At 62.4% G+C, this 25,109-nt stretch carries 24 protein-coding genes; 9 read left to right on the top strand and 15 right to left on the bottom strand.

The genetic code is table 11. The features are described 5' to 3' along the window. The first annotated feature begins 137 nt into the window (after window positions 1-137). A complete protein-coding gene (locus AQUI_RS0113390) occupies window positions 138-1,034 on the top strand; it encodes a LysR substrate-binding domain-containing protein (protein ID WP_027257959.1) in 897 nt (298 codons plus the stop codon). A gap of 147 nt (window positions 1,035-1,181) precedes the next feature. Here the strand turns inward: AQUI_RS0113390 and AQUI_RS0113385 are convergent, their stop codons facing one another. Both AQUI_RS0113385 and AQUI_RS0113380 read right to left on the bottom strand, forming a co-directional pair. After that, entirely contained in the window at window positions 1,182-3,329 is a 2,148-nt protein-coding gene (locus tag AQUI_RS0113385) for an ATP-binding protein (RefSeq protein WP_027257958.1), read from the bottom strand. A gap of 309 nt (window positions 3,330-3,638) precedes the next feature. Further along, complete coding sequence (locus tag AQUI_RS0113380) at window positions 3,639-4,406, bottom strand: DUF1013 domain-containing protein (RefSeq protein WP_027257957.1); 768 nt, start codon at window positions 4,404-4,406, stop codon at window positions 3,639-3,641. A 130-nt stretch (window positions 4,407-4,536) separates the two neighbouring features. Here AQUI_RS0113380 and AQUI_RS0113375 point away from each other — a divergent pair, with 130 nt between their 5' ends. Together AQUI_RS0113375 and AQUI_RS0113370 are read left to right on the top strand one after the other, a co-directional pair. Then, window positions 4,537-5,181, top strand: coding sequence for a ribonuclease T2 family protein (locus tag AQUI_RS0113375; RefSeq protein ID WP_027257956.1), 645 nt, complete (start codon window positions 4,537-4,539; stop codon window positions 5,179-5,181). A 339-nt stretch (window positions 5,182-5,520) separates the two neighbouring features. After that, on the top strand, window positions 5,521-6,378 hold the full coding sequence (locus AQUI_RS0113370) for a DUF2189 domain-containing protein (RefSeq protein ID WP_027257955.1): 858 nt from the start codon (window positions 5,521-5,523) through the stop codon (window positions 6,376-6,378). Window positions 6,379-6,447: 69 nt separating this feature from the next. Here AQUI_RS0113370 and AQUI_RS0113365 read toward each other — a convergent pair whose 3' ends face one another. Together AQUI_RS0113365 and AQUI_RS0113360 are read right to left on the bottom strand one after the other, a co-directional pair. After that, a complete protein-coding gene (locus tag AQUI_RS0113365) occupies window positions 6,448-7,431 on the bottom strand; it encodes an NAD(P)H-quinone oxidoreductase (protein ID WP_027257954.1) in 984 nt (327 codons plus the stop codon). A gap of 126 nt (window positions 7,432-7,557) precedes the next feature. Beyond that, entirely contained in the window at window positions 7,558-8,259 is a 702-nt protein-coding gene (locus tag AQUI_RS0113360) for a COQ9 family protein (protein WP_027257953.1), read from the bottom strand. A gap of 118 nt (window positions 8,260-8,377) precedes the next feature. On the opposite strand from AQUI_RS0113360, the gene rpsU reads away from it, so the two are divergent. Together rpsU and AQUI_RS0113350 are read left to right on the top strand one after the other, a co-directional pair. Further along, window positions 8,378-8,584: a 30S ribosomal protein S21 gene (gene rpsU, locus AQUI_RS0113355; RefSeq protein WP_024088814.1), complete on the top strand. Its 207-nt coding sequence runs from the start codon at window positions 8,378-8,380 to the stop codon at window positions 8,582-8,584. A 720-nt stretch (window positions 8,585-9,304) separates the two neighbouring features. Continuing rightward, entirely contained in the window at window positions 9,305-10,357 is a 1,053-nt protein-coding gene (locus AQUI_RS0113350; protein ID WP_027257952.1) for a CAP domain-containing protein, read from the top strand. 84 nt (window positions 10,358-10,441) lie between these two features. Here the strand turns inward: AQUI_RS0113350 and ppk2 are convergent, their stop codons facing one another. Continuing rightward, window positions 10,442-11,359: a polyphosphate kinase 2 gene (gene ppk2, locus AQUI_RS0113345; RefSeq protein ID WP_027257951.1), complete on the bottom strand. Its 918-nt coding sequence runs from the start codon at window positions 11,357-11,359 to the stop codon at window positions 10,442-10,444. 215 nt (window positions 11,360-11,574) lie between these two features. After that, window positions 11,575-12,033, bottom strand: a complete 459-nt coding sequence (locus AQUI_RS0113340; protein WP_027257950.1) for an Lrp/AsnC family transcriptional regulator — start codon at window positions 12,031-12,033, stop codon at window positions 11,575-11,577. Window positions 12,034-12,172: 139 nt separating this feature from the next. Between AQUI_RS0113340 and ald the strand changes: the two genes are divergently transcribed. The 3 genes from ald (at window position 12,173) to AQUI_RS0113325 (ending at window position 15,470) form a co-directional block, all read left to right on the top strand. Continuing rightward, window positions 12,173-13,291 (top strand): alanine dehydrogenase, encoded by a 1,119-nt coding sequence (gene ald / locus AQUI_RS0113335; RefSeq protein WP_027257949.1) that lies wholly within the window; start codon window positions 12,173-12,175, stop codon window positions 13,289-13,291. Between the two features lie 231 nt (window positions 13,292-13,522). Next, window positions 13,523-14,455, top strand: coding sequence for a calcium-binding protein (locus AQUI_RS30755; protein ID WP_156916829.1), 933 nt, complete (start codon window positions 13,523-13,525; stop codon window positions 14,453-14,455). Window positions 14,456-14,663: 208 nt separating this feature from the next. Then, window positions 14,664-15,470 carry a mechanosensitive ion channel family protein gene (locus AQUI_RS0113325; protein WP_027257948.1) on the top strand — a complete coding sequence of 269 codons (807 nt, stop codon included), beginning with the start codon at window positions 14,664-14,666 and terminating at the stop codon, window positions 15,468-15,470. Between the two features lie 103 nt (window positions 15,471-15,573). Here the strand turns inward: AQUI_RS0113325 and AQUI_RS0113320 are convergent, their stop codons facing one another. The 5 genes from AQUI_RS0113320 to AQUI_RS0113300 form a co-directional block, all read right to left on the bottom strand. Continuing rightward, the gene (locus AQUI_RS0113320; protein WP_027257947.1) at window positions 15,574-16,110 is read right to left on the bottom strand and encodes a hypothetical protein; all 537 of its coding nucleotides are present in this window, start codon (window positions 16,108-16,110) and stop codon (window positions 15,574-15,576) included. A 284-nt stretch (window positions 16,111-16,394) separates the two neighbouring features. After that, window positions 16,395-16,925, bottom strand: a complete 531-nt coding sequence (locus AQUI_RS0113315; RefSeq protein WP_027257946.1) for a GNAT family N-acetyltransferase — start codon at window positions 16,923-16,925, stop codon at window positions 16,395-16,397. Then, entirely contained in the window at window positions 16,922-17,371 is a 450-nt protein-coding gene (locus AQUI_RS0113310; protein ID WP_027257945.1) for a YtoQ family protein, read from the bottom strand. The genes AQUI_RS0113315 and AQUI_RS0113310 overlap by 4 nt, the downstream gene beginning before the upstream one ends. After that, the gene (locus AQUI_RS27945; protein WP_035919963.1) at window positions 17,362-18,024 is read right to left on the bottom strand and encodes a phosphoribosyltransferase; all 663 of its coding nucleotides are present in this window, start codon (window positions 18,022-18,024) and stop codon (window positions 17,362-17,364) included. Before AQUI_RS27945 ends, AQUI_RS0113310 begins: the two co-directional genes overlap by 10 nt. A gap of 48 nt (window positions 18,025-18,072) precedes the next feature. Continuing rightward, window positions 18,073-18,708, bottom strand: coding sequence for a class I SAM-dependent methyltransferase (locus AQUI_RS0113300; protein ID WP_027257944.1), 636 nt, complete (start codon window positions 18,706-18,708; stop codon window positions 18,073-18,075). Between the two features lie 87 nt (window positions 18,709-18,795). On the opposite strand from AQUI_RS0113300, the gene AQUI_RS0113295 reads away from it, so the two are divergent. Continuing rightward, on the top strand, window positions 18,796-19,674 hold the full coding sequence (locus AQUI_RS0113295) for a LysR family transcriptional regulator (protein WP_027257943.1): 879 nt from the start codon (window positions 18,796-18,798) through the stop codon (window positions 19,672-19,674). Window positions 19,675-19,764: 90 nt separating this feature from the next. Here the strand turns inward: AQUI_RS0113295 and pheT are convergent, their stop codons facing one another. The 4 genes from pheT to pheS form a co-directional block, all read right to left on the bottom strand. Then, complete coding sequence (gene pheT / locus AQUI_RS0113290) at window positions 19,765-22,161, bottom strand: phenylalanine--tRNA ligase subunit beta (protein ID WP_027257942.1); 2,397 nt, start codon at window positions 22,159-22,161, stop codon at window positions 19,765-19,767. A gap of 88 nt (window positions 22,162-22,249) precedes the next feature. Beyond that, window positions 22,250-23,065 carry a CE1 family esterase gene (locus AQUI_RS0113285; protein ID WP_027257941.1) on the bottom strand — a complete coding sequence of 272 codons (816 nt, stop codon included), beginning with the start codon at window positions 23,063-23,065 and terminating at the stop codon, window positions 22,250-22,252. Window positions 23,066-23,363: 298 nt separating this feature from the next. Further along, window positions 23,364-23,927: a hypothetical protein gene (locus AQUI_RS0113280; RefSeq protein WP_156916828.1), complete on the bottom strand. Its 564-nt coding sequence runs from the start codon at window positions 23,925-23,927 to the stop codon at window positions 23,364-23,366. Next, window positions 23,924-24,997, bottom strand: a complete 1,074-nt coding sequence (gene pheS, locus AQUI_RS0113275; protein WP_027257939.1) for a phenylalanine--tRNA ligase subunit alpha — start codon at window positions 24,995-24,997, stop codon at window positions 23,924-23,926. The genes AQUI_RS0113280 and pheS overlap by 4 nt, the downstream gene beginning before the upstream one ends. Window positions 24,998-25,109 lie beyond the last annotated feature (112 nt).

Here is a 25,109-nt window from a genome sequence, read left to right as displayed (position 1 = left end):
TCGCGCGCTCCCATTCTTTGTGCTGATCGCGAGGGGTGATGCTTTGAATGCGATGCTGACAGGCAAGGAGGCCAGGAAAAAGCCGGGCTTTTGCAATCTTTATTGCAAAAATTGCAACATATGGCAGGGTGCAGGCCATGCGCCGCAAGATCCCGCCCACCTCTGCCCTCCTGTGTTTCGAGTCCGCCGCCCGGGCCGGCAGCTTTGCCGGAGGAGCGCGGGAGATGAACCTGTCGCAAAGCGCCTTCAGCCGGCAGATCCAAAGCCTGGAGGCGCTGACTGGCCAAACCCTGTTCAAGCGCGAGCGCCAGCGGGTGCAGCTCAGCGGCGCAGGACGGATGCTGCTGGAGGAGCTGGCGCCGCAACTGGAAGCGCTGGAGGCCACCTTTTACCGATTGCGCACCCGCGATAACCCTTATGGCGCGCTGAATATCGGCACCTACCCAACACTGGGCAGCCGCTGGCTGATGCCGCGGCTGGCAGACCTGGCCCAGGCGCAGCCGCGGCTGACGGTCAACACCATAACCTATCTGGACAATGCCCAGGTGGATGCCAGCCTGGTCGATCTGGCTATCGTGCAAGGCGATCCGCCCTGGCCGGGCTTTCGCGCGGATCTGCTGATGCCGGAAACCCTGATCGCCGTGGCTGCCCGCGGCCTGCTGGATGCCCCCATGCCGTCAGCAGCCGGTCTGTTGGACCTCCCGGCCCTGCAGCACTCCACCCGGCTGCTCAGCTGGCAGATCTGGTTCGAGGATCTGGGTGAAACCCTGCCTGCCCGTCCCACCGGGCCGCTGTTCAGCCAGTTCGAGATGCTGATCGACGCCGTGAAATACGGCCATGGCGTTGCCATTCTGCCGGAACTTCTGGTGCGCCGGGAGCTGGCCGAGGGAACGCTGATTCAGGCCCATCCACACCGCTGCACACCGGCCAGCGCCTATTACCTGCTGACACCGCAGGCCAAGGCGGGCACCAGCCGGATCGAACGGGTCCGCCGCTGGCTCCTGCGTGACGCCAGCGGCCAGAGTGGCGGCTGACCAGCTTTTGCCCGCAATAAAATGTTGGGTTTCATCCGGGTGCACCGCGCCGCGCGCCAGCACGGCGCCGGGCCCAAGGCGGCCAATGGGCCCCGTCGGGGGCACATGCGGGCACGGGAGCCTTCCGGCAGCGCCAATGCCCCGCCCTTAGGTGAAAACCGCCTTGTACAGTTTTTCCTTGGTGAACGGCTTATCCAGCACTTGAACCTCGGACAGGTCAGGAAATCCCGCCTCAACCGCGCTGATGGCAAACCCGCTCATCATCACCGCATTCAGCCCGGGCTGGATCTTGCGCAGACCCGCCAGAGTCTCCCATCCGCCGCGGCCCGGCATGCTCATGTCGATCACCGCACCATCAAACGGCCCCTCCGCCTGCAACTGCGCCAGCGCCGCGTCATAACCATCAGCCTGCAGCACTTCGCAGCCGCGCAGCTGCAACAGCCCCGCCACCGCCCGACGCACGGTTTCCTCGTCATCCACCACCAGGATCCGCCGGATCTCCGCACCGCGCCGCTGCGCCGGCGGCGCTGCCGCGCACGCTTCCGCCACCGGCGCAGCGGCGCAGACAGGAAAGTAGAAGCGGAAGGCACTGCCTTCGCCTTCGCGGCTTTCCACCGCCAGACCGCCCTGATGGCGGCTGATGATCCCCAGCGCCGCTGCCATACCGAGACCGCGGCCGCCAGGCTTGGTGGTAAAGAAGGGGTCAAAGATCCGGGTCACGGTTTCGCGGCCCATGCCGCTGCCGGTATCGCGCACCTCCAGCAGCAGGCAGGCGCCGGCCGGCATGTTCCGCCCTTTCAGCAGCTTGCGCCGCTCAGCATCGGTAAGGCTGGTCCTCCGGGTGGTCACCGTGACAGTGCCCGCACCCGGTCCGATCGCCTCTGCCGCATTGAAGACCAGGTTCAGCAAAAGCTGGCTCACCTGCGACGGATCCATCTGCGCCGTCAGCGCCGCCTCCTCCAGGTCAAGCACCACATGCTTGCCGGTTTTGCGCGCCACCGGGACCAGCGCCATGGTCTCTTGCACGATCCCGTTCAAATCGCACGGCACCTGCTCCCGGCTGCCGCCGCCCTTGGCATAATTCAGCAGCTGCCGCACCAGCAAGGCAGAGGCTTGCAGCCCCTGTTCCACCACTTGCAGATGCTCTTCTGCCGGATGCGCGGTTTCAAGATGCGCCAGCGCCAGTTCGGCGCGGCCCTGCATTGAGGCCAGGAGGTTGTTGAAATCATGCGCGATGGTGCCCGCCAGCAGCCCCAGGCTCTCGGTCTTGCGCTTGATCAGCAGCGCCTCTTCCGCCCGCGCACGGCGCCTCTCTGCCTTGCGGCGGCGCAGCTCCAGCCCGATCCGTGCGGCAAACAACGCGATCAGATCGGTCTCCAGCTTGCGCTGTTTGATTTCCCGGTCGTGCTGCAGTGCAAAATGGCCAATCACAGCGCCCTCCGCGTCGGTCAGAGGGATGCCCAAATAGGAGTGCAGGTTCCGGGTCCGGAAATGAGCCTGCTCCGGAAATGCCTCCTGCAACCCCTCCGGCACCAGGAATTTCTCCCGGCCTTTCAAAAACGCGCAAGGGGTGCCGTCATAAGGGACCTCCGCGTCTTCGGCCTCCTCCATCTGCCGCCCTTCAAAGCAACAGGCCAGCACCCGGAAACATTCCGGTTTGCCGTCCACGCATTCGGCAATAAAGGCCGAGCGCACCTTAAGCGCGACCTGCAGCTGCCCGGACAGCTGCCGGAAAGTCTCGCGCGGTGAAATACCGCCCGGGCCCTCGGCCAGCACCGCCAGGGTTGTCAGCGTCTGCAGTCCGGCGATCTCCGCCCCGAGCCGGGGCGCGAAATGTTGCATGACATTCGCGATATGCTGCGCCAGTGCGTCGTCGATGTCATAACGCCAAGAAGCCTGGACCAGGCCGATCGCCTCGCCATCGGCGTTTTTCAGGGCAATGCCAACGTAGCTTTGGATGCCCTCCTCGATGAACATCTCGTCATCCGGATACAGCTCCTGCACCCGGCAGGGAAAGACATGCGGATCGCCGCTCAACACCACATCATGGCACGGCGTCACGCAAGACTCGTATTCGAAATCCCCCAGTTGCAGCCCGTCAAACCAGCTTGCCAGCACTTTGATGCGCTCGGTCTCCATGACCTTCAGCTCACCCACTGTGACCAGATCGGCCCCATAGGCCTGCGCCAGCTGATCCACAAATTCCTGGCAGAACTCCAGACCGCTGAAACGGGCCAGTGCCTCCAGATCCAAACGGCTGCTTTCCCCAAGCGCCGCGGCCCCTGCTGCGTCCATTGCTTGTACTCCTGCCAACCCTGTGCGGACAGGCCTGCAAGGCCGGACCGCTGGCAAAACTCTGTAACTCCCCGTTCCTTACACTTTGGAAAACCACCCTGAAACAAAAGGCATTTCCCGCACCCCGGTCTTTGCGGGCAATCTGGAACACAACTGCCCCGCAACATCATGCTGCGCAAATCAGGGGCACATAGTCAATATATTGTAACGTAGAGAGTCAATTCTATCAGAAAAAGCCGCAAATCCGGAGTGTCGGATCTGCGGCTTTTTAATTAATTCCTTTAATCACACGCACCGGGCGGGACGGGATCAGAAGCGGGGATCTTCGTCTTCGTCCTCGTCATCCCCGCCTGTGGGCAGGTTGAAGAAGCTGTCCGCGTCGGGGATTTCCTCTTCCTTTTTCTCGTCTTCGCCGCTCAAGCCACCGCCCAGGGTAAAGGTTTCCAGCCCTTCGATCGCGCTTGGGATCTTCGGCTCGGCGTCCATCTCCAGCGATTGTTCGGTGGAAACCAGCTTGCGGCGCTCGTCATCGCTCATCACGCCGCCTTCGGCGGCTTTCTTGGCCGCGGCCTTCTGCACGACGGCATCCAGCTCGGACTGCCGGCACAGGCCCAGCGCCACCGGGTCGATCGGCTGCATGCTGGAGATGTTCCAATGGGTGCGCTCGCGGATCGACTGAATGGTTGGCTTGGTGGTGCCGACCAGCTTGGCGATCTGGCCATCGCTGAGTTCCGGGTGGAACTTGACCAGCCACAGGATCGAATTCGGACGGTCCTGGCGTTTGGACAGCGGCGTGTAGCGCGGGCCGCGGCGCTTTTCCTCGCCCGCCGCAGCCGGGTTGAACTTGAGCTTCAGCTTGTGCAGCGGATTGGCTTGCGCCTTGTCGATCTCATCCTGGGTCAGCTGGTTGTTAGCCATCGGGTCGAACCCTTTGACTCCCGCGGCCACTTCGCCATCGGCGATGCCCTGGATTTCCAGCTCGTGCATGCCGACGAAATCGGCGATCTGCTTGAAGCTGATCGTGGTATTGTCCACCAGCCACACGGCGGTTGCCTTGGCCATCAACGGTTTTGCCATGCGCTCATCTCCTTAAAACACATCTTCCCCGCCGCCTGGATCAAGGCTGCCCCGCATTCGGGGTCTGGTTTCCGTTGTCGGGGAACTTCAGGTCTATATAGTCGGCTTCATTGCATAAGGAAAGAGGCCAATGCGCAAGTTGTTGCTGGGGTTTGCGGCTGTATTGACCTGTTGGGCCGCCTTTGCCGCGGCAGAGGGCGAGCCGGCCGGGGAATTCGACTATTACATGCTGGCGCTTAGCTGGTCGCCGAACTGGTGCGAGCAGGAAGGCGACGCGCGCGGCGCAGAGCAATGTGCGGCGCGCCAGGATCACGGCTGGACTCTGCATGGGCTGTGGCCGCAGTTCCACCGCGGCTGGCCCAGTTATTGCCGCACCACCGCGGCATCGCCCAGCCGCCGCATGAGCCGGGACATGGCGGATATCATGGGCAGCCCTGGCCTGGCCTGGCATCAGTGGAAGAAACACGGCACCTGTTCCGGTCTCAGCGCGCGCGCCTATTACGGGCTGATGCGCGAAGCCTATTGGCGCGTGACCCGTCCCGCCGTTTTCCGCAAGCTGGACAAGCCCGTCACCCTGCCCGCTGCGCTGGTGGAAGAGGCCTTCCTGAAGGAAAACCCATCATTGTCGCGCAATTCGCTGACCATAACCTGCCGGGACGGCGCCATCCAGGAAGCCCGCATCTGCCTGTCGAAAACACTGCAACCGGTGCCCTGCGGACAGGATGCGATCCGGGACTGCACGTTGAAAAACGCCCGCCTCGCGCCGGTACGCTGAGGCGGAGACTGGCGCAGGAGCGCTGCACCGCGGGTTGAAGAAGAGAAGGGGCGCTGCCCCTCTTGGCCTCACGGCCAATTCACCCCGGGGTATTTCGGACCAGAAAGAAGCCATTGGCGCGCAATTGTCAGCCCCTGTGAGCCCGGGGCCGGCCTCTTCTTCCTCTTCCTCAAACAAACCTGCCTGCGGCCGCAGCCGCAGGGCGCATTGCTGCTCACGCGGCAATAAATGGCCTGTGACGCACACTTCGCCAGGATTTGTGCTAGTATTATGTTACGTGCCGCACCCGGCCCTGCCTGAACGGCACTTCCGGTATGGTCAGCGAGGAGGAGGAAGCGCATGGCAAAAACAATAGGCAACCCGCTGAGCTGGCTTCTGCAAAGCGCAGAGACAACCGGTCAGCATATCGGCCAGACGGTCGAAGAGATGGGCAGCGACGGCGTCAAGGAACTGCCGAAAGCACGCACGCTCACCATGGACGACATCATTCATTCATTGGCTGCCGGACTGGAGGATTTTGCCGCCTGCCGCAGCGATGCCATGTTTCTGGTGCTGTTTTATCCGCTGATCGGCATCACGCTGATAGTGATGAGTCTGTCAATGAATCTGTTGCCCCTGATCGTGCCCATGATCATGGGGTTTGCGATCCTTGGCCCGGTGGCCGCGGTCGGGCTCTATGAAATGTCTTCGCGCCGTGAAGCCGGGTTCGAGCCGCGCTGGATGGATGCATTCGGCGTCATCCGCTCGCCTGCCTTTGGCGGCATTCTGGTGCTGGGGCTGTACCTGGCGGTGCTGTTCATTATCTGGCTGGTGGCGGCTGACATGATCTACAGCCGCACACTGGGGCCGGAGCCGCCGGCTTCGATGCTGGGCTTTGCTGCGGAAGTAGTGACCACCCGCGAGGGCTGGATCATGGCCATCAGCGGCGGCATCGTGGGCGCGGTCTTTGCCTTTGCCGCGCTGGCAATGAGCCTGGTGTCCTTCCCACTCTTGCTGGACCGCCATGTAGGTCTGCCAGTAGCGGTGGCCACCTCGATCAAGGTGCTGCGCAAAAACCCGGTGATTTGCATGACCTGGGGAGTGATCGTCGGCACCGCGCTGGTGGTTGGTGCAATTCCCTTCCTGGCCGGGCTGATCATCGTGGTGCCGGTGCTGGGGCACGCCACCTGGCATCTGTACCGGCGCGCCGTCGATTAATTCGGACACTGAGCAACAAAAAGGGGCCGGCAATAGCGCCGGCCCTTCTGTGTGCCCCCCCAAAAAACGTCAGCCCACCTTCAGGACAATCTTGCCGATATGGCCAGAGCTTTCCATCCGGGCATGCGCTGCTGCCGCGTCCTCCAGTGCAAACTCGCTGTCCATCACCGGCGCCACCTTGCCCGCCTCGATCAAGGGCCAGACCGCTTCGCGCAGGTCCTGGGCGATCTGCGCTTTGGCCAGGTCGCTCTGCGGGCGCAGGGTCGAGCCGGTCAGCGTCAGCCGCTTGACCATCATCAGGGCAAAATTCAGCTCCACCTTCGGCCCTTGCAAAAAGGCGATCTGCACCAGGCGGCCGTCCTCGGCCATCGCCTTGACGTTGCGCGGGATGTAATCGCCACCGACCATGTCCAGCACCAGATCCGCGCCGCCCTCTTCGCGCAGCACCTTCACGAAATCCTCATCGCGGTAGTTGATAGCCCGCTCGGCGCCCAGATCCAGGCAGGCCTGGCATTTCGCGTCCGACCCGGCCGTGGCAAATACCCGCGCTCCAAACGCCTTGGCCAGCTGGATGGCCGTGGTGCCGATGCCCGACGAGCCGCCATGCACCAGGAACCGCTCCCCCGCTTTCAAGCCGCCGCGGGTAAAGACATTGGACCAAACGGTAAAGAATGTCTCCGGCAGGCAGGCCGCCTGTTTCAGGTCCAAGCCCGCGGGAACCGGCAGGCAGTGTGCTGCCGGGGTAGCCACATATTCCGCGTAACCGCCGCCGGGCAGCAGCGCGCAAACCTGATCGCCCGCGCTGATGCCGCTGACGCCTGCGCCCACTGCCACCACCTCGCCCGAGGCCTCCAGACCCGGCAGGTCGCTGGCGCCCTTGGGCGGATCATAGGCGCCCGCACGCTGCAGCGCATCGGGCCGGTTCACCCCGGCATAGGCCACCTTGATCACCACCTCACCGTGACCCGGTTGCGGCACCGGGCGCTGGCAAAGCTGCAGCACCTCCGGCCCGCCGGGTTTGCTGATCTCCACCGCGCGCATCATCTCTGTCATGGGAATATCTCCTCCTGATCCTTGCCCCTTGCCTAGCACCCGTCCGGATGAGCGCAAACAGCAAAGGCGCCGCAGTCTGGCGCCTTTGCGGAGCACCGCCGCCCCGAAGTTCAGTCCTGGCTTGTTTTAGCGGCGCGGGTTCGGCGTGCCTGGCAGGTCATCGCGGCCTTTCGGCGGCTTGATTTGCCCGGCCAGCCAGTTCGGCCCCACGAGGAACGGTTTCAGCAGGGGATTTTTCTGCAGACCCGCCTTCAGCTTCTCAAAATCCATCACATTGCCGATGCGCCGATCGAGAAACTCCCAGGTCGCCTGATGCTCAAGACTGTCGTCACCCAGCCAAAACAGCACCGTGGCGGAGTAGACCCCGGCCAGAGAGGCGCGTTTTGTATACCAGTTCAGATCATCCGAGCCGTCGCCCAGCGCCTCCCAGATCAGATCGCAAGTGCCCCAAATCGCCTTGACGCCGTCGCCTGCATATTGCGGCAGCGTCAGCAGCGTTGTGCCGCGGCGCACCGCTTCCTTGTCGTCCACGGCTTCCAGCCGGAACCGCACCGCTGCTGCCACTTTGTCGCGGAACCGCAAGCCGGACAGATCCTCGGCTTCCAGCCGCGCCAGCATCCGCGAATCGCCACGCGCATGATAGGCTAGAGCCAGATCCACCCCGCCGCGCGGGCAAACCGCATGGGCCAGCACTTCGGGCACATCCGCATCCTGGCAGGCGGCGCGGAATGTCACCTCGGACCAACCGTCAAAGGGCACGTGATTCAACGCCGCATCCAGCAGCTTTTCCTTGATATCGTCCTGCGCGTGATCCTGGTTTTCGGTCATGTCACCCTCCCGCTTTCAGCGTCCTGATACCCTACTAGACAAAATAGACGGCCTTTGCTATACGGCCACTTCCTGCAATTTCCTTGCAACTCAAACTTAGAAAGGTGGTGAAAACCACATGCAGGTTAGTGTTCGCGACAACAACGTCGATCAGGCGCTTCGTGCCCTGAAGAAAAAGCTGCAGCGTGAAGGCGTATTCCGCGAAATGAAGCTCAAGCAACATTTCGAGAAACCGTCCGAGAAAAAAGCGCGCGAGAAAGCTGAAGCGATCCGCCGTGCCCGTAAACTGGCACGTAAGAAGCTCCAGCGCGAAGGTTTGCTCTAAGCGGCAGGCCGTCCAGCTTTGGACAGCACTGGGCCGGTCTTGCGACCAGCCGGAACTTAAGTTCAGACGACCCCCGCGGCCCCGCCCCGGGGGTTTGTCATTTCTACCCCCAAGGGAAAACCCCGTTTCTTAAGGGGATGCACAGAAATACCGCAACTTTGCCTGAATTACATCTTTAGGATGTATTTATTGGATTTCTTCTGCTATACAGAGAGTGCGGCAGGGCAAATCCGATGCGTTTCCCTAAACACTGCCCCGCCGTCCGGGATTGGAACACCCGGTTCATTGAAATCCGGGGCAGGCCGCGTCTCCCCCCAAACGACTCCGGCGCCTGTCTTGGTCCCTGCAAACAAGGCATAGCCTCTCCGGGTTTTCAATATTGCCGGGCGCCGACAGCCCCCCCCGACGGCGCCCGGCCTGCTCTCCCCTTCCTCGGATGATTCTGCGGTGCAAACCTGTCTCCTGCCGGCAGCTGCCCCCGAATCCTGCGCCGCCCGGCCCGTTGCCCCGCAGCGGGATTGCGCCGGTGCCCTGCCGGGAGTTGCACAGCACTGTCCGCGGCCGCCGCGCGCGCAGGAATCCGCGTATCCGCTCCCATGCTACGGGCAGAGCTTTGCCGCATTTCCGCTGCTGCACCGTCTGGCCCTTTCGGCGCCTTAAATTTCCGTTAACCGAGGGGAGCACCGCCGCACAACCGGCACACTCACGGAGCAGTTACTGATGTCACAGGCAAGCCAACTCGAGCGCCAGATGCTCGACCTGATCAACGCCGAGCGTACGTCGCGCGGTCTCAACCCGGTCCAGCTGGAGCTGCGCCTGAACGATTCGGCAGAAGACCATAGCGAATGGATGCTGCAGCAGGATGTCTTCTCCCACACCGGCTCCGGCGGCTCCAGTGCCGGCGACCGGATGAAAGATGCCGGCTTTCAGTTCTCCGGCAGCTGGACCTGGGCCGAGAACATCGCCTGGCAAAGCGAACGCGGCGCCGCCGGGCTGGCCGACGACGTCGTCAACCTGCACGAATCGCTGATGAACAGCCCCGGCCACCGCGCCAACATCCTCAACGCCAATGTCGAAGTGATCGGCATCGGCATCGAGCAGGGCAACTTCAACGGCTGGGATGCGGTGATGGTCACCCAGAACTTTGCCAGGACCAGCGCAGACTTGCAGCTGGACTCCGGGTCCGGAGGCGGCAATGGCGGAGGCTCCGGCGGCAATACCGGTATCGGCGCCACCTCCGGGAATGACGCCCTGACCCTTGCCAGCGCGGGCAGCCTGGACGGTCTCGGCGGCAATGACACGCTGACCGGCAGCAGCGGCCAGGACCGCCTCGACGGCAGCGAAGGCCGGGATAAGCTGCACGGCAAGGCCGGCGGCGACGAGTTGAATGGCGGCTCCGGCAACGACACGCTGCGCGGCAACAACGGCGCGGATGAGCTGAATGGCGGCGGCGGCAACGACAAGCTGTTCGGCGGCCGCGGCAAAGACACCCTGGACGGCGGCAGCGGCAACGACAAGCTGGCCGGCAAGGGCGGCGGCGACCTCTTCATCTTCAGCGGCGGCGATGACACCGTGAGTGATTTCAACCCGGATGCCAGCGGCGAGCGCATTGATCTGAGCGCGGCGACAGGCATCACTGGCTTCAGCGACCTGATGAACAATCACACCAGCCAGACCAATGCCGGCCTGCTGATCAGCGACAGCGATGGCGACAGCCTGCTGCTCAGCGGTATCACAGAGCAAGAGCTTCAGGCCAGCGACTTCCTGTTCTGACCCTCACCGGACAACCGTGGAAAGGGCGCGCCTTGGCGCGCCCCTTCGCAATTTCAATACCGGGAGCCAGGCCCTGCGCAGACCTCAATAAACTTTGGGCACATACAATTCGTCCGGCAGCACCTGGCGCTCGTAGTCGGGGTTGTACTTGCGATCCGGCAGATCCACTTTCTCGTGCTGCACCTCGTCATACGGGATCTTGGTCAGCAAGTGCTCGATGCAATTCAGCCGTTCACGCTTTTTATCATTGCCTTCAACGATGTACCATGGCGCCTCTGGAATATTTGTGCGCTTGAACATCTGCTCCTTGGCTTTGGTGTACTGCTCCCAGCGGATCCGGCTTTCCAGATCCATCGGCGACAGTTTCCACTGCTTCATCGGATCGTGAATGCGCATCATGAACCGCAGCTGCTGTTCCTCGTCGGTGATCGAGAACCAGTATTTCAGCAGGATGATTCCCGACCGCACCAGCATCCGTTCAAATTCCGGAACGTCCTGGAAGAACTGATCGACCTGATCGTCGCTGGCAAAGCCCATCACCCGCTCGACGCCCGCGCGGTTGTACCAGGAGCGGTCAAACAGCACGATCTCGCCCCCCGCCGGCAGATGCGGTACATAGCGCTGGAAATACCATTGGCTTTGCTCGCGGCGGTTCGGTGCCGGCAGTGCCACCACCCGCGCCACCCGCGGGTCCAGCCGCTGGGTGATCCGCTTGATCACCCCACCCTTGCCCGCCGCATCGCGGCCCTCGAACAGGATGCAAACCTTGGCGCCGGAATTCTGCACCCAGTCCTGCACCTTGATCAGCTCCGCCTGCAGTCGCAGAAGATTGCGGAAATAGATCTGCCGGTCGAGCATTTCCGGATGCTGCTCGCGGTAAATCTTGCGGATCTCCTGGCTCAGCATCGGCTCCGAGAATTCAATCTCGATATCCTCGTCCAGCGTGTCCTGCAGCTCCGCTTCCAGCCAGTCCAGGGATGCGGTCTCAAATTCGCGGGTCACGGGCAGGGTTCCTTCCTTGTCAGGTCGTGCAAACGCCGCCTTATACGGGCGGCATGTGACTGTTTGATGTCACTGCGCCGAGGCAGCAGCTAGCAGCCGCTGCAGCATGGGGTCCATCCTGCGGCCCTGGCTGCATCTTCCCCCAAGGCAACCGGAATTTCCAGCGTGGTTCAAGAGTAAAAGCCCCCGGCCCGGCGATAAGCATCAGAGCCGCATCAAACCGGCAGCGCCGTGGTCTTGAACACGGTGCGCAGCGCAAAACTCGACTGCATCTGCGCCACCCCCGGCAGCCGCGCCAGATGCTGGCGGTGGATGCGGGCGAAATCCTCGGTGTTCTCCGCCACCACCTTAAGGATGTAATCCGCTGTGCCCGCCATCAGGTGGCACTCCAGCACATCCGGGATCCGCGACACCGCTTTTTCAAACGCGTCCAGCACTTCATCCGCCTGACCTGACAGAGTGATCTCGACAAACACCGTGGTCGGCACGTTCATCTTGCGCGCGTCCAGCAGCGCGACATAATCACGGATGTACCCGTCCGCCTCCAGCCGCTGCACCCGGCGGTGGCAGGCCGAGGCCGACAGGTTCACCCGCTCCGACAGGTCGGCGTTGGAGATGCGGCCCTGCTTTTGCAACACCGAGAGAATGCGACGATCTGTTTCGTCCAGCGACATTTTGCGAAGATCCTTGCTGTGCTTCACCTGTATACGCGAAGAATCTTCGAAAGGCATGTTTTTCTTCCGCCCAAAAAAGAAGCACATTTTGCAGCGGCTGCGGCAAAATGCCCGCAGAGAGTTTTGAGGAGATACTCACATGAAAATCGGCTGCCCCACCGAGATTAAACCCCAGGAATTCCGTGTTGGCATGACCCCGGATGCTGCCCGCGAAGCTGTGTTCCACGGCCACGGCGTTGTGATCCAGAAAGGCGCCGGCCTGGGCGCCGGCTTCACCGACGAGGACTATGTGTCCGCCGGTGCCGAGATTCTCGACACCGCCGAGGAAATCTTTGCCACCGCTGACATGATCGTCAAGGTTAAGGAGCCCCAGGCGGTTGAGCGCAAGATGCTGCGCGAAGGCCAGCTGCTGTTCACCTACCTGCACCTTGCCCCCGATCCGGAGCAGACCCATGACCTGCTGGCGTCCGGCTGTACCGCAATCGCTTACGAGACCGTGACCGACGACCGCGGCGGCTTGCCGCTGCTGGCACCGATGTCCGAAGTGGCCGGCCGTCTGGCGCCGCAAGTGGGCGCCTACACCCTGCAAAAGGCCAACGGCGGCCGCGGTGTGCTGATGGGCGGCGTGCCCGGCGTGGCCCCGGCCAAGGTAGTGGTGATCGGCGGCGGTGTCGTCGGCACTCACGCGGCCAAGATTGCGGCCGGCATGGGCGCGGATGTCACCATCCTCGACCGTTCGCTGACCCGCCTGAAGTATTTGGACGACGTGTTCGGCCGCACCTTCAAGAACCAGTACTCCACCGCCGGCGCCACCGCCGAACTGGTGCGCGACGCCGACATGGTGATCGGCGCTGTTCTGATCCCCGGTGCTGCAGCGCCGAAACTGATCTCCCGTGCCCAGCTGTCTGAGATGAAACCCGGCGCGGTGCTGGTGGACGTCGCCATCGACCAAGGCGGCTGCTTTGAAACCTCCAAAGCCACCACCCACGCCGACCCGATCTATGAAGTTGACGGCATCATGCACTACTGCGTGGCCAACATGCCCGGCGCCGTGGCCCGCACTTCAACCCAGGCCCTGGGCAACGCGACCCTGCCCTTCATGCTGAACCTGGCCAACAAGGGCTGGCGCAAGGCCTGCGAGGACGACCCGCACCTGCTGAACGGCCTGAACGTGCACGCAGGCCAGCTGACCTATTACGCGGTTGGCGAAGCTCTGGGTCTCGATGTGCTGTCACCGAAACTGGCGCTGAAGCAGTAAGCAAAGCACTCCCAGAAGAATGACTTGAGGAAGGCCCCGCCAGATTGGCGGGGCTTTTCCAATGCCACAAACGGCTTCCCTCATCATTGCTGGGCCAGTCAGGTGACCAAGCGTCAACTCCGAAACATGCGGCACGGGCGCGGCTTGAACGCACCGCAACCAGTGGTGTAGGCCCCCTTCTCAATACCCTCTTCGGCCACAGACAGGCGAAACTTCTCAAAGGTTAAATCCATGCCGACTATGACCGTGACAGGTTCCCTGACGACTCAGATGACCGGGCTTATTCAAACCTTCAATGGGGCCCAGCTGACCAATAAATACGACACCGAAACATTCTTGCTGATTTACAACTATCCAGAATCAGTGAGTCTCAACGGCCATGATCTGCGGGTTCCTGGCTCCGGCAGCTATTTTGTCACCGGCGACATCACAAAATTCCAGTATGCCGAGATTTCCTTGACCCCTTCTTTCCATACCATCGAAAAGCTGGTGCTGGACGGTGTCGATGTAAGCGCTGAGGGCATCTTTGACCTGACCAGCCGCTCGGCCACCTCTGCAACGGGAAAGCTCAATCTTGGAACGTTCAAGTCCTTCGTGAACGGAGAAGACTGGACCATCAAAGGCTCGCGCGAAGACGATGACATAAGGCCCGGCGCCTTTTTCACAATGTCCGGAAGCGAGACCATCAGAGCCGGGCAAGGCGCAGATACTGTCGCAGGCGGAACCGGTGCCGATTCCATCTCCGGCGGCAGCGGCAAGGATGTTCTAAAGGGACAGAATGGCAGAGATACGCTCGATGGCGGCGGCGGAAGTGACAAGCTGCTGGGTGGCCGCGGAAATGACAAATTGCTGGGTGGCGGAGGCAATGACATCCTTCTTGGCGGCGGCGGCAAGGATGTTTTGCGCGGCAACAAGGGCAGAGACACGCTGGATGGCGGCGACGGCGCTGACCTGTTTATCTTCAAAAGGGGCGACGACCACGATACGATCCGCAATTTTGACGCCGGCGAAGATCTGATCAAGATCCAACGCGGTGCAACCAAATTCTCCGATCTGGAAATCAGCGATGCCGGCACAGGCGCCGAAATTGCCTTTGCCAACGTTTCGATCACCCTTCGCAACTTTGACGTGGAAGATGTGACTGCTGATTTGTTTGTTTTTTGAATCCAGGGCGGGGCGTTAAACCTCAGCTCCTCCTCTGAGCCGCCTGGCAATTTCCGTGCACGTCCGCACGATCCTACGGCACGAAACCAGCTTTCCCCTTCAGGTTGAGCCTCGACCGCCGGAACTTTCCCCGCTGTGCGCTATTGCCACAGCGCACCGATTCCGGGACATTCGGGCGCATTTAAAGAAACCGGTTGGGACAACGGACATGGAACAAATGATTGAGCAGGCGGGGGCCTATTGGCCGCTGATTGTAAACGGCGCCAAAGCGCTGGTGGTGCTGATCCTGGGCTGGATTGCTGCCGGCTGGATCAGCAGCGCGGTGCGCCGCCGCATCAACAAGACGCCGCAGATCGACCCGACATTGGGCAATTTCGCCGCCAGCGTCGTGCGCTGGGTGCTGCTGCTTGTGGTGCTGGTCGCCGTGCTTGGCATCTTCGGCATCGAGGCCACCAGCCTGGTCGCAATGCTGGGTGCGGCGACCCTGGCGATCGGTCTGGCGCTGCAGGGCACGCTCAGCGATCTGGCTGCTGGATTTATGCTGATCCTGTTCCGCCCCTACAAAATCGGCCAGTTTGTTGATATCGGCGGCACCTCCGGTACGGTGAAGGATCTGAACCTGTTCATTACTGAACTGGCCACGCCGGACAACGTGCAAATCATCGTACCGAACGGCCAGGCCTGGGGCGCGATCATCACCAATTTTTCGCATCACGACACCCGCCGTGTCGACATGGTGTTCGGCATCGATTACGGCGACAGCGCTGATACTGCCAAGTCGATTATACTCGAACAGGCCAGCACCGACGCGCGGGTGCTGCAAGATCCGGAACCTTGGGTGCGGGTGACCAATCTGGGGGACAGTTCCGTCGATCTGACGGCCCGTGTCTGGTGTGAAGCGGCGGATTACTGGGAAGTGAAATTTGCCCTGACACAGGGTGTGAAAGAGGCTTTCGACGCCAAGGGCATTTCTATTCCCTATCCGCATTCTGTGGAAATCAAGAAGACGGGCTGAGGCCCTCCCGCCCGTCTTCGGCCCTGACAGGCCTCATCCCGTTGAGCCCGGCGCCCCGCCTCTGGCGGGGCGTTTGTGTGGTGCAGCCCCGTTTGCAGAAGGCCTAGCCGGTCCGCGCCGCCTGCGCAGCCCGTGCCGCGGCCAGTTGGGCCCGCGCGGCGCGGGCGCGGTCCTGCAATCTGTCTTCCGGCTCGGCGGGCGGCCAGCCGCACAGAACAGTATACCCATCGGCATCGGCAAAGGCCCATTGCGCGGCCAGCAGCTGATAGCTCTTGACCTCCCAGCCGGACGCATCGCGATCGAAACGCAGCCGCCAGGTGCCGCGCACCTGGACCGGCAGCCGCAGGCGCCGGATATTGTTCATCGCCTCGTGGCCGTTCATCGCTGTACGCACCCCCTGCACCCGCAGCTTCTTCAATTGCGCCACCAGCCCCGCAGCCTCGCGCATGCGGCGTCCGGCAAAGACCACCTCGATCTCCGCATCCGGCTGAACAATCCCCTTCACCACCAGATCACCGCGGTTGTTCCGGCTGATCACCGGCACCAGCTCCAACGGCACATCCCGCACCTCGCGCTTGAACAGGCCCGCGTCCTCGATCAGCGGGGTGATTTGCAAAACAGATCTGCGACGGTTCGTCATGCGGTCTTCCCAGGCACCGCGCGCGTCCGGCGCGCGGTGCTTTACGTAGAGTCGTCGTGCGTTAAGAGACCAGTTTGGCTGCCCGGCGTTAATGAACCGTTGAGACGCACCGCAATTCGCAAAACCGGCGCAAATAAAATCCAGCAAGGTTCAGCCGGATTCTGCAAAGGACGCTGACACCGGCAGCTCCCGGCCCGCGCCGCGCATCGCGCGGCGCTGTGCCCAACGCTGTAACGCGCTTCCTCTGGTAGCGCCTTCAGGGGCGGGAGCCTGCCGCTGCCCCGCTAAAGCTGCCCAACGGCACGCGCCATCACCAGCGACTTGCCGCCCCGGTACTGCACCTCCTGGCGCAGCTTGTAACCAGCCTTCGCCGCCAGCCTGCGTGACGCGGCATTCTCCGGGTTCAGCAGGCAGACAGTTTCCGTCCAAAGCCCGGCCGCATCCGCCCAGGCATGGGTCCGCAGCACCGCCTCCGCCGCGATCCCCCGGCCCTGTGCCTCCGGCGCCAGCACCCAGCTTGCCTCAACCGCATCGCCCAACAGCGGGTCGCACTGGCGCGGCGTGACGAAAAAACCCGTTTCGCCCAGATACCGCCCGCTGCTGCGCCCGGTGATCACCCAGACCCCGAACCCCATCGCCAGCCAGTGGCCGTGATGAAACATCAGCTTGGCCCAGGCACCCTCCGGCGTCTCGATTGCAGGCTGGATAAACCGCACTGTATCGGGATTGGCCCACAAGGCCGCCACATCGGCAAAATCCTGCACCCGGTGCGGGCGCAGGATCAGCCGTTCCGTCTCCAGAACCGGAGGCGTCATGCAGGCAGTTTTCCGGTCAGCACATAGGTCAGGATTTCAACGACCTGGCGCGGCTCTTCCGCCACCGCCAGCGCCGCTGCGTGGACTTCTTTCAGAGCGTGCTGATGCTCCGGCGGGCTAAGGACAATAACCGACTTGCCAAGCGCTGCGGCATAACCCGCATCAAAGGCCGCATTCCACTGTTTGTATTTATCGCCAAAGCGCACAACCACCACATCGGCATCGGCAATCCCCTTGCGGGTGCGGATCGCGTTGACCATCGCACCCTTGTGGTCATGCCAGTATTTGTTCTCCTCGGCGCCCAGAACCGCCACGCCGCAATCGTCGCTGGCGCCGTGATCTGTGACCGGCGCATTGAAGCTCACTTCCAGCCCTTGTGCGCCTTCGATGATCTGCTCCCGCCAATCGGTGTGAATCTCGCCCGAGAGATAAACCTTCAATGCCACGTTCTGTCCTTTCCTGCGCCAGCCGGCGGGGCCGCGGCCAGTGCGGCCATGACCTCTGCGTCGCTGGTTTGCCTAAAATCCCTGTAATGCACGCCGACGGCCTGGAATTCCTCCGGGCTCAGCAAGCAGATCACAGTATCCACCAGCGGGCGCAATTCGTCCACCGCTTCCGGCGGCGCCACGGGGACAGCCAGGATAACACCGGCAGGATGGCGCTCCTTAAGCCAGATATGCGCCGCCATGAAGGTCGCGCCGGTGGCAATGCCGTCATCCACCACGATCGCCGTGCGCCCCCCCAGCTCAACCGATGCCCGCCCCTTCAGATAGCGTGCGCGGCGGGCGGCGTTCTCCTCCCGCGCCTGCGCAACCTGGGATGCAAAATCCTCCGGCCTCAGGCCCGCAATCTGCAGCAGTGCATTGTTAAATATGGGGTTACTGCCCTCCGCCAGCGCGCCGGCCGCAAGCTCGGGGTTTGACGGCATGCCGATCTTGCGCACCAGAAGCAGGTCCATCGGCGCCTGCAAAGCCTGTGCTACCGGCAGCGCAACAGGTGCCCCGCCGCGCGGCAGCGCCAGCACCACGGGGTCTCTCACTGGCAGTTCAGCCAATTGCCCGGCCAGCTGAAGCCCGGCGGAAATCCGGTCCTCGAACATCAAAGCCTCCGCCCTGTAACTTAGGGCTGGCAGGCAAAAAGCAAAGGCTCAGCGCCGCCGCGCCACAACATAGCGGCCCGGTGTGTCCGCCGGGTAATTGCCGGTCTCAATGATGTCGAACCCGGCCCGCTGCACCGCCGCCTCCAGGGTGCGGATATCGATGAAATCCACATAGCTGGGCGCATATCCCGCCAGCCGCATCAGCGGGATGGCGACCTGAAACATCCGGTATTTCCAGCTGCCGCGCATCTCTCCCAGACAGGGGGTTTTGGAGATGAACAACCCACCGGGCGCCAGCCGCACCACCACACCGTCCAGAACTAACGCCAGATCCGGCAGCAAATGCAGCAGGTTATGCGCCAGAATCGCATCAAACGGGCCTTCCGGCGCTTGACCGGCGCTGCTGCATTGAAACTCCACATTGCCCGCGCCCGCATCCCAGGCCCGCTCGCGGCCCACGTCCAGCATTGCTTCCGACAAGTCCGTTGCAGTGATTTTGGACACACTGCGCGCCAGCTCAATCGCGGTAGATCCGGTGCCGCAGCCCAGTTCAAGCACGCTGTCCTCCGGTTTCAAATAAGACCGGGTCCGCTCCAGTGCATAGCGGTAGGCGTCTTCGTCGCGGATCTCTGATTTGGCGTATTTCGGGGCGATCTTATTCCAAAATCGGGCGTCGGCTGTCATCGCGGATCTCCTTGGTTGCCGGAACCCTACCCATGCAGGAACCACAGATAAATTGCCGAAATCCGCAAGGTTGTTATACGTATTTGCATGGAAAACCCCGACTGGAACCATATCCGCGCCTTTCTGGCCACCGCTGAAACCGGCTCGTTGTCGGCGGCAGCACGCCGGCTGGGCCTCACCCAGCCTACTTTGTCGCGCCAGGTGGCCGCCCTTGAAGGCGAGCTGGGTGTTTTGCTGTTCGAGCGTTTGGGCCGCACCCTGGCTCTGACCGCGGCGGGGCATGAGCTGCTCTCACACAGCCGCAAGATGGGAGCGGCGGCCGATGGGTTGTGTCTGGCCGCCACCAGCCAGGCGCAATCCATCGACGGCACGGTGCGGATCACCGCCTCGGATGTGATGTCCGCCCATGTGCTGCCGCCGGTGCTGCACCAGCTGCACCGGCGCGCGCCCCGGCTCACCATCGACGTGGTCGCCGCCAATGACATCCGCGACCTGATGCGGCGCGAGGCTGATATCGCCATCCGCCACGTCCGCCCCGAACAGCCCGAGCTGATCGCCCGTCTGGTGCAGGAAGCCACCGCCCACTTCTATGCCGCCGCCAGCTATCTGGAACGGCGCGGCCGCCCTGTGTCGCCAGCAGATCTGGCAAACCATGATTTCGTAGGCTTTGCCGATGTGGAACGCTCGATCGCATTCATGGCGCCTCTGGGCATTCCCCTGACGCCTGACAATTTCCGCATCAAGTCCACCAGCGGGCTGGCCTCGTGGGAGCTGGTGAAACAGGGGTTTGGCGTCTGCCCGATGATGGATAGTGTCGCAGCCGCCGCACCGGAGGTAGAGCGCCTGCTGCCTGGCATGGAGCCGATTGTGTTTCCAGTCTGGCTCACGACCCACCGCGAGCTGCACACCAGCCGCCGGATCCGGCTGGTGTTCGATCTGTTGGCCGAGTTTCTCACCCGCAAGTGACGAAGAAAGGCAGCGCCCCAACGGGTGCGCTGCCCAAAAGTTTTCGACAACTTTTGCCAAAACTTTTTCTCAAAAGTCTTGGTCCCGGCGTTAGCCCCGCAAGGTGCCACCAGTGGCCTTGGTCACCTTGGCGATGATTTTGCCGCTCACCGCTTCAATGTCCTTTTCCTTCAGCGTCTTGTCGCTGGGCTGCAGCCGCACAGTGATCGCCAGCGACTTCTTGCCCTCGCCCAGGGAACCGCCGATGAATTCGTCAAAGACGCGCACATCTGCAATCAGCGCTTTATCAGCTCCAGCCGCGGCATTGACCAGGGTCAGCGCCTCAACCTCAGCATCAACAACAAAGGCAAAGTCCCGCTCCACCGCTTGCAGGTCGCTGATGTCCAGCGCCGGGCGGCTGGCGCCGGATTTACGCGGCATAGGGATCTCATCCGGCCAGATGGTAAAACCCACAGCCGCACCTTTGATCCCCATCTCTTTCAGCACCTTGGGATGCAGTTCGCCAAACACGCCAAGCGTCTTCTTCGGCCCCAGGCAGATGCGTCCATGACGGCCCGGATGCCACCAGGACTGCGCCCCGCGCAGGATCTGCACCTTGGCCGGCGCGCCGATGGCAGCCAGAACCGCCTCGATATCAGCCTTGGCATCATAGAGATCAACGGCGCGCGACGCGCCATGCACGTCCTTCGGGCCGGTGCGGCCCACCAGCAGACCCGAAATCAGATTGTGCTGCTCGCCCGGCTCACCGCCGTGGAAGGCCGGACCCGCCTCAAACAGGGCCAGATCCATGTAACCACGCGCCTGATTGCGGGCCGCCGCCTGCAACAGACCCGGCAGCAGCGCCGGGCGCATATGCGACATTTCGGTTGAGATCGGGTTCGCCAGCATGGTCGCATCCCCACCGCCGCCGAACAGCGCAGCCGAGGGTTTGTCGATGAAGGTGTAGCTCACTACCTCATTATAGCCGAGACTGGCGCAAGTGCGGCGCGCCATCTGCTGGCGGCGCTGCTGCGGGGTCATCACCGGTTTCGGAATGCCGTCGGTCAGGCGCGGCAGCGGCTTCCCTTGCAGCTTAGTCAGCGAGGCAATCCGCGCCACCTCTTCCACCAGGTCGGCTTCGCCCTGCACATCCGGGCGCCAGCTCGGCACATGCGCCATGTTGCCCTCCAGGCGGAAGCCCAGGCGGGTCAGGGTCTGGCGCTGGTCGCTTTCCGGGATCTCCATCCCGACCAGCGACTGCACCCGGCCGGAATCCAGCTTGTAGGCCCGCGAATGATCCGGCACGTCACCGGCGATCACCACCTCGGAGGGCTCCCCGCCGCAGAGGTCCAAGATCATCTGGGTCGCCCGGTGCAGGCCTTCGATGGTGTATTCCGGATCCACGCCGCGCTCAAAGCGGTAGCGTGCATCCGAATTGATTTTCAGTGCCCGGCCCGCCATGGCAATCTGCACGTGATCCCAGAACGCGCTCTCCAGGAACACATCCACGGTTTCCTCGGTGCAGCCGGTTTCTTCGCCGCCCATGATGCCGCCGATGCTTTCGGGGCCGTTCGCGTCCGAGATCACCATCTGGCCTGTGCCGAATGTGTATTCCTTCTCGTCCAGCGCCTTCAGGGTCTCGCCGCCAGCCGCGCGGTGAACCCGCAGGTCGCCCGAGACCTTGGCGGCATCAAACACATGCAGCGGGCGGTTCTGATCAAAGGTGAAGAAGTTGGTGATATCCACCAGCGCAGAAATCGGCCGCAAGCCGATCGCCTTCAGCCGGTCCTGCAGCCACTGCGGGCTGGGGCCGTTTTTCACGCCCTTGATCACCCGGCCGGCAAACAGCGGGCAGCCGTCCAGCGTGTCCGCATCGATGGTCACCTTGATCGGGCTTGCAAAATCACCCGGCACCGCCTCAAACGCGCGGGTTTTCAGGGTGCCCAGGCCGCGCGCTGCCAGATCGCGGGCAATGCCGTAAACGCCCAGCGCATCGGGGCGGTTCGGGGTGATCGCAATCTCGATCACCGGGTCCACCTTGGCCGGATCATTCTCTGCCAGCCAATCGATGAACCGGTCGCCAACCGCGCCTGAGGGCAGCTCGATGATGCCGTCATGCTCTTCCGACAGCTGCAGCTCGCGCTCGGAGGCCATCATGCCAAAGCTCTCGACACCGCGGATCTTGCCGACACCGATGGTGATATCCAGCCCCGGGATATACATGCCCGGCTTGCACACCACGACAGTGATGCCTTCCCGCGCGTTGGGCGCGCCGCAGATGATCTGCAGTTCGCCCTCATCCGTGTCCACCTTGCAAACCCGCAGCTTGTCGGCGTCGGGGTGCTTCTCGGCGTGTTTCACATAGCCAAGCTTGAAATCCTTCAGCGCATCGCCCGGATTGACGACCCCTTCAACCTCAAGGCCCAAATCGGTCAGGGCATCAGTGATCTCTTCCACCGAGGCGTCGGTGTCGAGGTGGTCTTTCAGCCAGGAAAGCGTGAATTTCATCGGTCGGGGACCCCTTGGCAGACATGCAGTTTGCCAGAGGCAATGACAAAGAATGCGCCAAGGTTCAAGGGCGCGAGCGTCCTTGCAGTCACGGATAGCTGGGAGTGCGCCCCAAAAGCTCGTCCAATTGCCGCCCGATCCAGCCATGCGGGATGAAATGGCCGCCGGGATGGGTGTCCAGCACTACCTGCCCTCCGGCGCAATCGCGCCATTCGGTGCGGCTGAGTTTCAGGAACTCCACCACCTGCCAGTCGCCTGCAGGCTGCCCGACGCCGCAGTCGAGCCTGGCGCGCCACAGCCCCATCGGCGCGGCCCGCCCGCCCAGCCTGTCATTTGGAAAGGGCATCACCGTGTCGCTCACCCCATGCACGTGCCGCACCTCGCGCGGGGCCTCGGGGCAGGTCTCCCCCGGCGGGAACGCCCCGGCAATACCCAGCAGCGCCGCCACCTGGTTGCCGCTTTGGCAAGCATAGCGCCAGGCCATAGCCGAGCCATAGGAGTAGCCCGAAACATAGATCTTTTGCATATCAACAGGATAGCGTTTGGCGACGTCTTCCAGAACCTGGTTGGTGAAGGCGACGTCTTCCGTCTCCGCAGACCAGAAATCCCAGGTCTTGCGCCGCCCGTTCGGCGTCACCAGCAACACACCGCGGCGCTTGGTGGAGGCGCCAATCCGGCCGCTGCGCTGCGCATTGACCCCGGTCCGCGCCCAGCCATGGAAATGCAGGAGCACCGGCAAGGGCGAGACCCCATCCCAGCCCTGCGGCTCCATCACGTGATAAGAACGTTCGCCCAGCGGGCAGGCGGTTTCGCCATGGCAGTCAGAGGCTTGCGACGGTCCCATCGCCGCAACGGCGGAGGCCCACAGGAGGGCGGCGGAGAAGGAAAGAACTGCTCGGATCATTTGCCCGAGATTAGCCAAGGAAGGCCAAGTGTCACGTCACATGTTTGTGGGATCAACAGGAGCCTGCAAGCCGCGCCATCGCCTGACCGCGGGCTGGCGATCCAACGTTTGTGTTTGGCAGTTTATGCCGGCCAAACCCGTAGAATATCAAGCTTTGCGCTGGCGGCCCCAAATCGCCTGCCCGTGCGGGCGGTCAGGCGATGGCGCGGCGGCCTCTCGGCCTTGATTCCGCGCTGATTCTGAAAAACCTTCACAGCCCTCATATTTCGCACCACAGCGCGGATCAGTGAACTCGCACCTAGCAGAGAAACTGAAGCAAAATCGCAGCAGCAAAAACCAAGACGCTAATTACAAAGCTTCTCCCTGCCCACCTATGCAGAAACTCCATGTTTCCCAGTTTTGCTGCTAGGAAATGCTCCCATTCAGAAATGGTTTTTGCCGGTACCCAGTCTTTCTCCACAACGGTGACTTGAGCCATAGAGGCGGCGAAAAGCGCTATCGCCAAGAGCAAAAACAATGCCGTAATGACGAGGAAACCACCCGATACCTCACCGGTGAAAAACAATGAGTACCCGTCAAGCGCCTCTTCAGCCGGAACTGCCCTCTGAAGTAATTTGAGAACACTCAGCCCCCCAAAAACACTCGTGGCCAGAGTAAGGTTTCTTTTCGAGCGTTCTTGCAATCCGTTTATAACACGAAGAAGTCTCTGAACTGGATTGTAGACTTTGGATGCCTCGTCCCCCGGCGTGCAAATCGGGCATTTGTTCAGATAGCTATCACTAGCGTCACAATACCCGCCATGCTCCTGACAGAGGTAGCGGCCACTGCTAACTTCAGTAAACCCCCACCTCTTTTCGCTCACCGCGACAAACCGCCATGCAGCGCCGGCATGTCCAGGCTCTGGAAGCCGTAGTGGCGCAGCCAGCGCAGGTCGCTGTCAAAGAAGGCGCGCAGGTCGGGGATGCCGTATTTCAGCATCGCCAGGCGGTCGATGCCGATGCCGAAGGCAAAGCCCTGATAGATCTCCGGGTCGATGCCGCCGGCCGCAATCACCTTGGGGTGCACCATGCCGGAGCCGAGGATTTCCATCCAGTCATCGCCCTCGCCGATCTTCAGCGCACCGCCCTCCCAGGAGCAGCGGATGTCGACCTCGGCCGACGGCTCGGTGAAGGGGAAATGCGAGGCGCGAAAGCGCAGCTCGACGTCGTCCACCTCGAAGAAGGATTTGACGAATTCCTCCAGCACCCACTTGAGGTTCGCCATCGAGATGTCCTTGTCCAGCGCCAGGCCTTCGACCTGGTGGAACATCGGCGTGTGGGTCTGGTCGTAATCGGCCCGGTAAACGCCGCCGGGACAGATGATGCGCAGCGGCGCGCCCATCTTCTCCATCGAGCGGATCTGCACCGGCGAGGTATGGGTGCGCAGCACATGCGGCGGGCGGTCGTCGCCTTCCGCGCGGTGCATATAGAACGTGTCCATCTCGGCGCGCGCCGGGTGGTGGCCAGGGATGTTCAGCGCATCGAAGTTGTACCAGTCGGTGTCAATCCGCGGGCCTTCGGCCACGGAAAAGCCCAGCTCGGCAAAGATCGCGGTGATCTCTTCCTGCACCTGGCTGATCGGATGCAGGCTGCCCTGACGCGACGGGCGCGACGGCAGAGTGACGTCCAGCCATTCGGTGCGCAGGCGCTCATCCAGGGCGGCATCTTCCAGCCCGGATTTCTTGGCCGCCAGGGCCGAGTTGATCTCATCCTTCAACGCGTTCAGCGCCGGGCCTGCGACCTGACGTTCTTCCGGGGTCATCTTACCCAGCTCGCGCATCTTCAGCGCCACTTCGCCCTTCTTGCCGACAGCGGCAAGGCGGATCGCTTCCAGTACGGACTCGTCCGCGGCCTCTGCAATCTGACCCAGGTATTTGGCTTTAAGATCGTCCATAACGGCCCCTCGAATTCTGCTTGTGCTCTGCTACCACAAGGGCCGGCGAAAGCAAGAGGGCCAGGACGGATGGCGGGCGGGCGGGTGTGTTTATGATCTCATCTTGCAAAGT

The organism is Leisingera aquimarina DSM 24565 (assembly GCF_000473165.1).
Lineage (GTDB): Bacteria > Pseudomonadota > Alphaproteobacteria > Rhodobacterales > Rhodobacteraceae > Leisingera > Leisingera aquimarina.
This window is presented reverse-complemented; position numbering and strand designations above follow the sequence as displayed.

What these genes read in the sequence shown, in the direction of transcription:
- AQUI_RS0113295 (WP_027257943.1), top strand. Translation starts at nt 18,796, where the DNA reads ATGGAAAACCCCGACTGGAACCATATCCGCGCCTTTCTGGCCACCGCT.
- AQUI_RS0113370 (WP_027257955.1), top strand. Translation starts at nt 5,521, where the DNA reads ATGGCAAAAACAATAGGCAACCCGCTGAGCTGGCTTCTGCAAAGCGCA.
- AQUI_RS0113380 (WP_027257957.1), bottom strand. Translation starts at nt 4,406, where the DNA reads ATGGCAAAACCGTTGATGGCCAAGGCAACCGCCGTGTGGCTGGTGGAC.
- pheT (WP_027257942.1), bottom strand. Translation starts at nt 22,161, where the DNA reads ATGAAATTCACGCTTTCCTGGCTGAAAGACCACCTCGACACCGACGCC.
- AQUI_RS0113315 (WP_027257946.1), bottom strand. Translation starts at nt 16,925, where the DNA reads ATGACGCCTCCGGTTCTGGAGACGGAACGGCTGATCCTGCGCCCGCAC.
- AQUI_RS0113325 (WP_027257948.1), top strand. Translation starts at nt 14,664, where the DNA reads ATGGAACAAATGATTGAGCAGGCGGGGGCCTATTGGCCGCTGATTGTA.
- AQUI_RS0113340 (WP_027257950.1), bottom strand. Translation starts at nt 12,033, where the DNA reads ATGTCGCTGGACGAAACAGATCGTCGCATTCTCTCGGTGTTGCAAAAG.
- AQUI_RS0113385 (WP_027257958.1), bottom strand. Translation starts at nt 3,329, where the DNA reads ATGGACGCAGCAGGGGCCGCGGCGCTTGGGGAAAGCAGCCGTTTGGAT.
- ald (WP_027257949.1), top strand. Translation starts at nt 12,173, where the DNA reads ATGAAAATCGGCTGCCCCACCGAGATTAAACCCCAGGAATTCCGTGTT.
- AQUI_RS0113375 (WP_027257956.1), top strand. Translation starts at nt 4,537, where the DNA reads ATGCGCAAGTTGTTGCTGGGGTTTGCGGCTGTATTGACCTGTTGGGCC.
- AQUI_RS27945 (WP_035919963.1), bottom strand. Translation starts at nt 18,024, where the DNA reads ATGTTCGAGGACCGGATTTCCGCCGGGCTTCAGCTGGCCGGGCAATTG.
- AQUI_RS0113360 (WP_027257953.1), bottom strand. Translation starts at nt 8,259, where the DNA reads ATGACCGAAAACCAGGATCACGCGCAGGACGATATCAAGGAAAAGCTG.
- AQUI_RS0113365 (WP_027257954.1), bottom strand. Translation starts at nt 7,431, where the DNA reads ATGACAGAGATGATGCGCGCGGTGGAGATCAGCAAACCCGGCGGGCCG.
- AQUI_RS0113320 (WP_027257947.1), bottom strand. Translation starts at nt 16,110, where the DNA reads ATGACGAACCGTCGCAGATCTGTTTTGCAAATCACCCCGCTGATCGAG.
- AQUI_RS0113350 (WP_027257952.1), top strand. Translation starts at nt 9,305, where the DNA reads ATGTCACAGGCAAGCCAACTCGAGCGCCAGATGCTCGACCTGATCAAC.
- AQUI_RS30755 (WP_156916829.1), top strand. Translation starts at nt 13,523, where the DNA reads ATGCCGACTATGACCGTGACAGGTTCCCTGACGACTCAGATGACCGGG.
- pheS (WP_027257939.1), bottom strand. Translation starts at nt 24,997, where the DNA reads ATGGACGATCTTAAAGCCAAATACCTGGGTCAGATTGCAGAGGCCGCG.
- rpsU (WP_024088814.1), top strand. Translation starts at nt 8,378, where the DNA reads ATGCAGGTTAGTGTTCGCGACAACAACGTCGATCAGGCGCTTCGTGCC.
- AQUI_RS0113390 (WP_027257959.1), top strand. Translation starts at nt 138, where the DNA reads ATGCGCCGCAAGATCCCGCCCACCTCTGCCCTCCTGTGTTTCGAGTCC.
- AQUI_RS0113285 (WP_027257941.1), bottom strand. Translation starts at nt 23,065, where the DNA reads ATGATCCGAGCAGTTCTTTCCTTCTCCGCCGCCCTCCTGTGGGCCTCC.
- AQUI_RS0113300 (WP_027257944.1), bottom strand. Translation starts at nt 18,708, where the DNA reads ATGACAGCCGACGCCCGATTTTGGAATAAGATCGCCCCGAAATACGCC.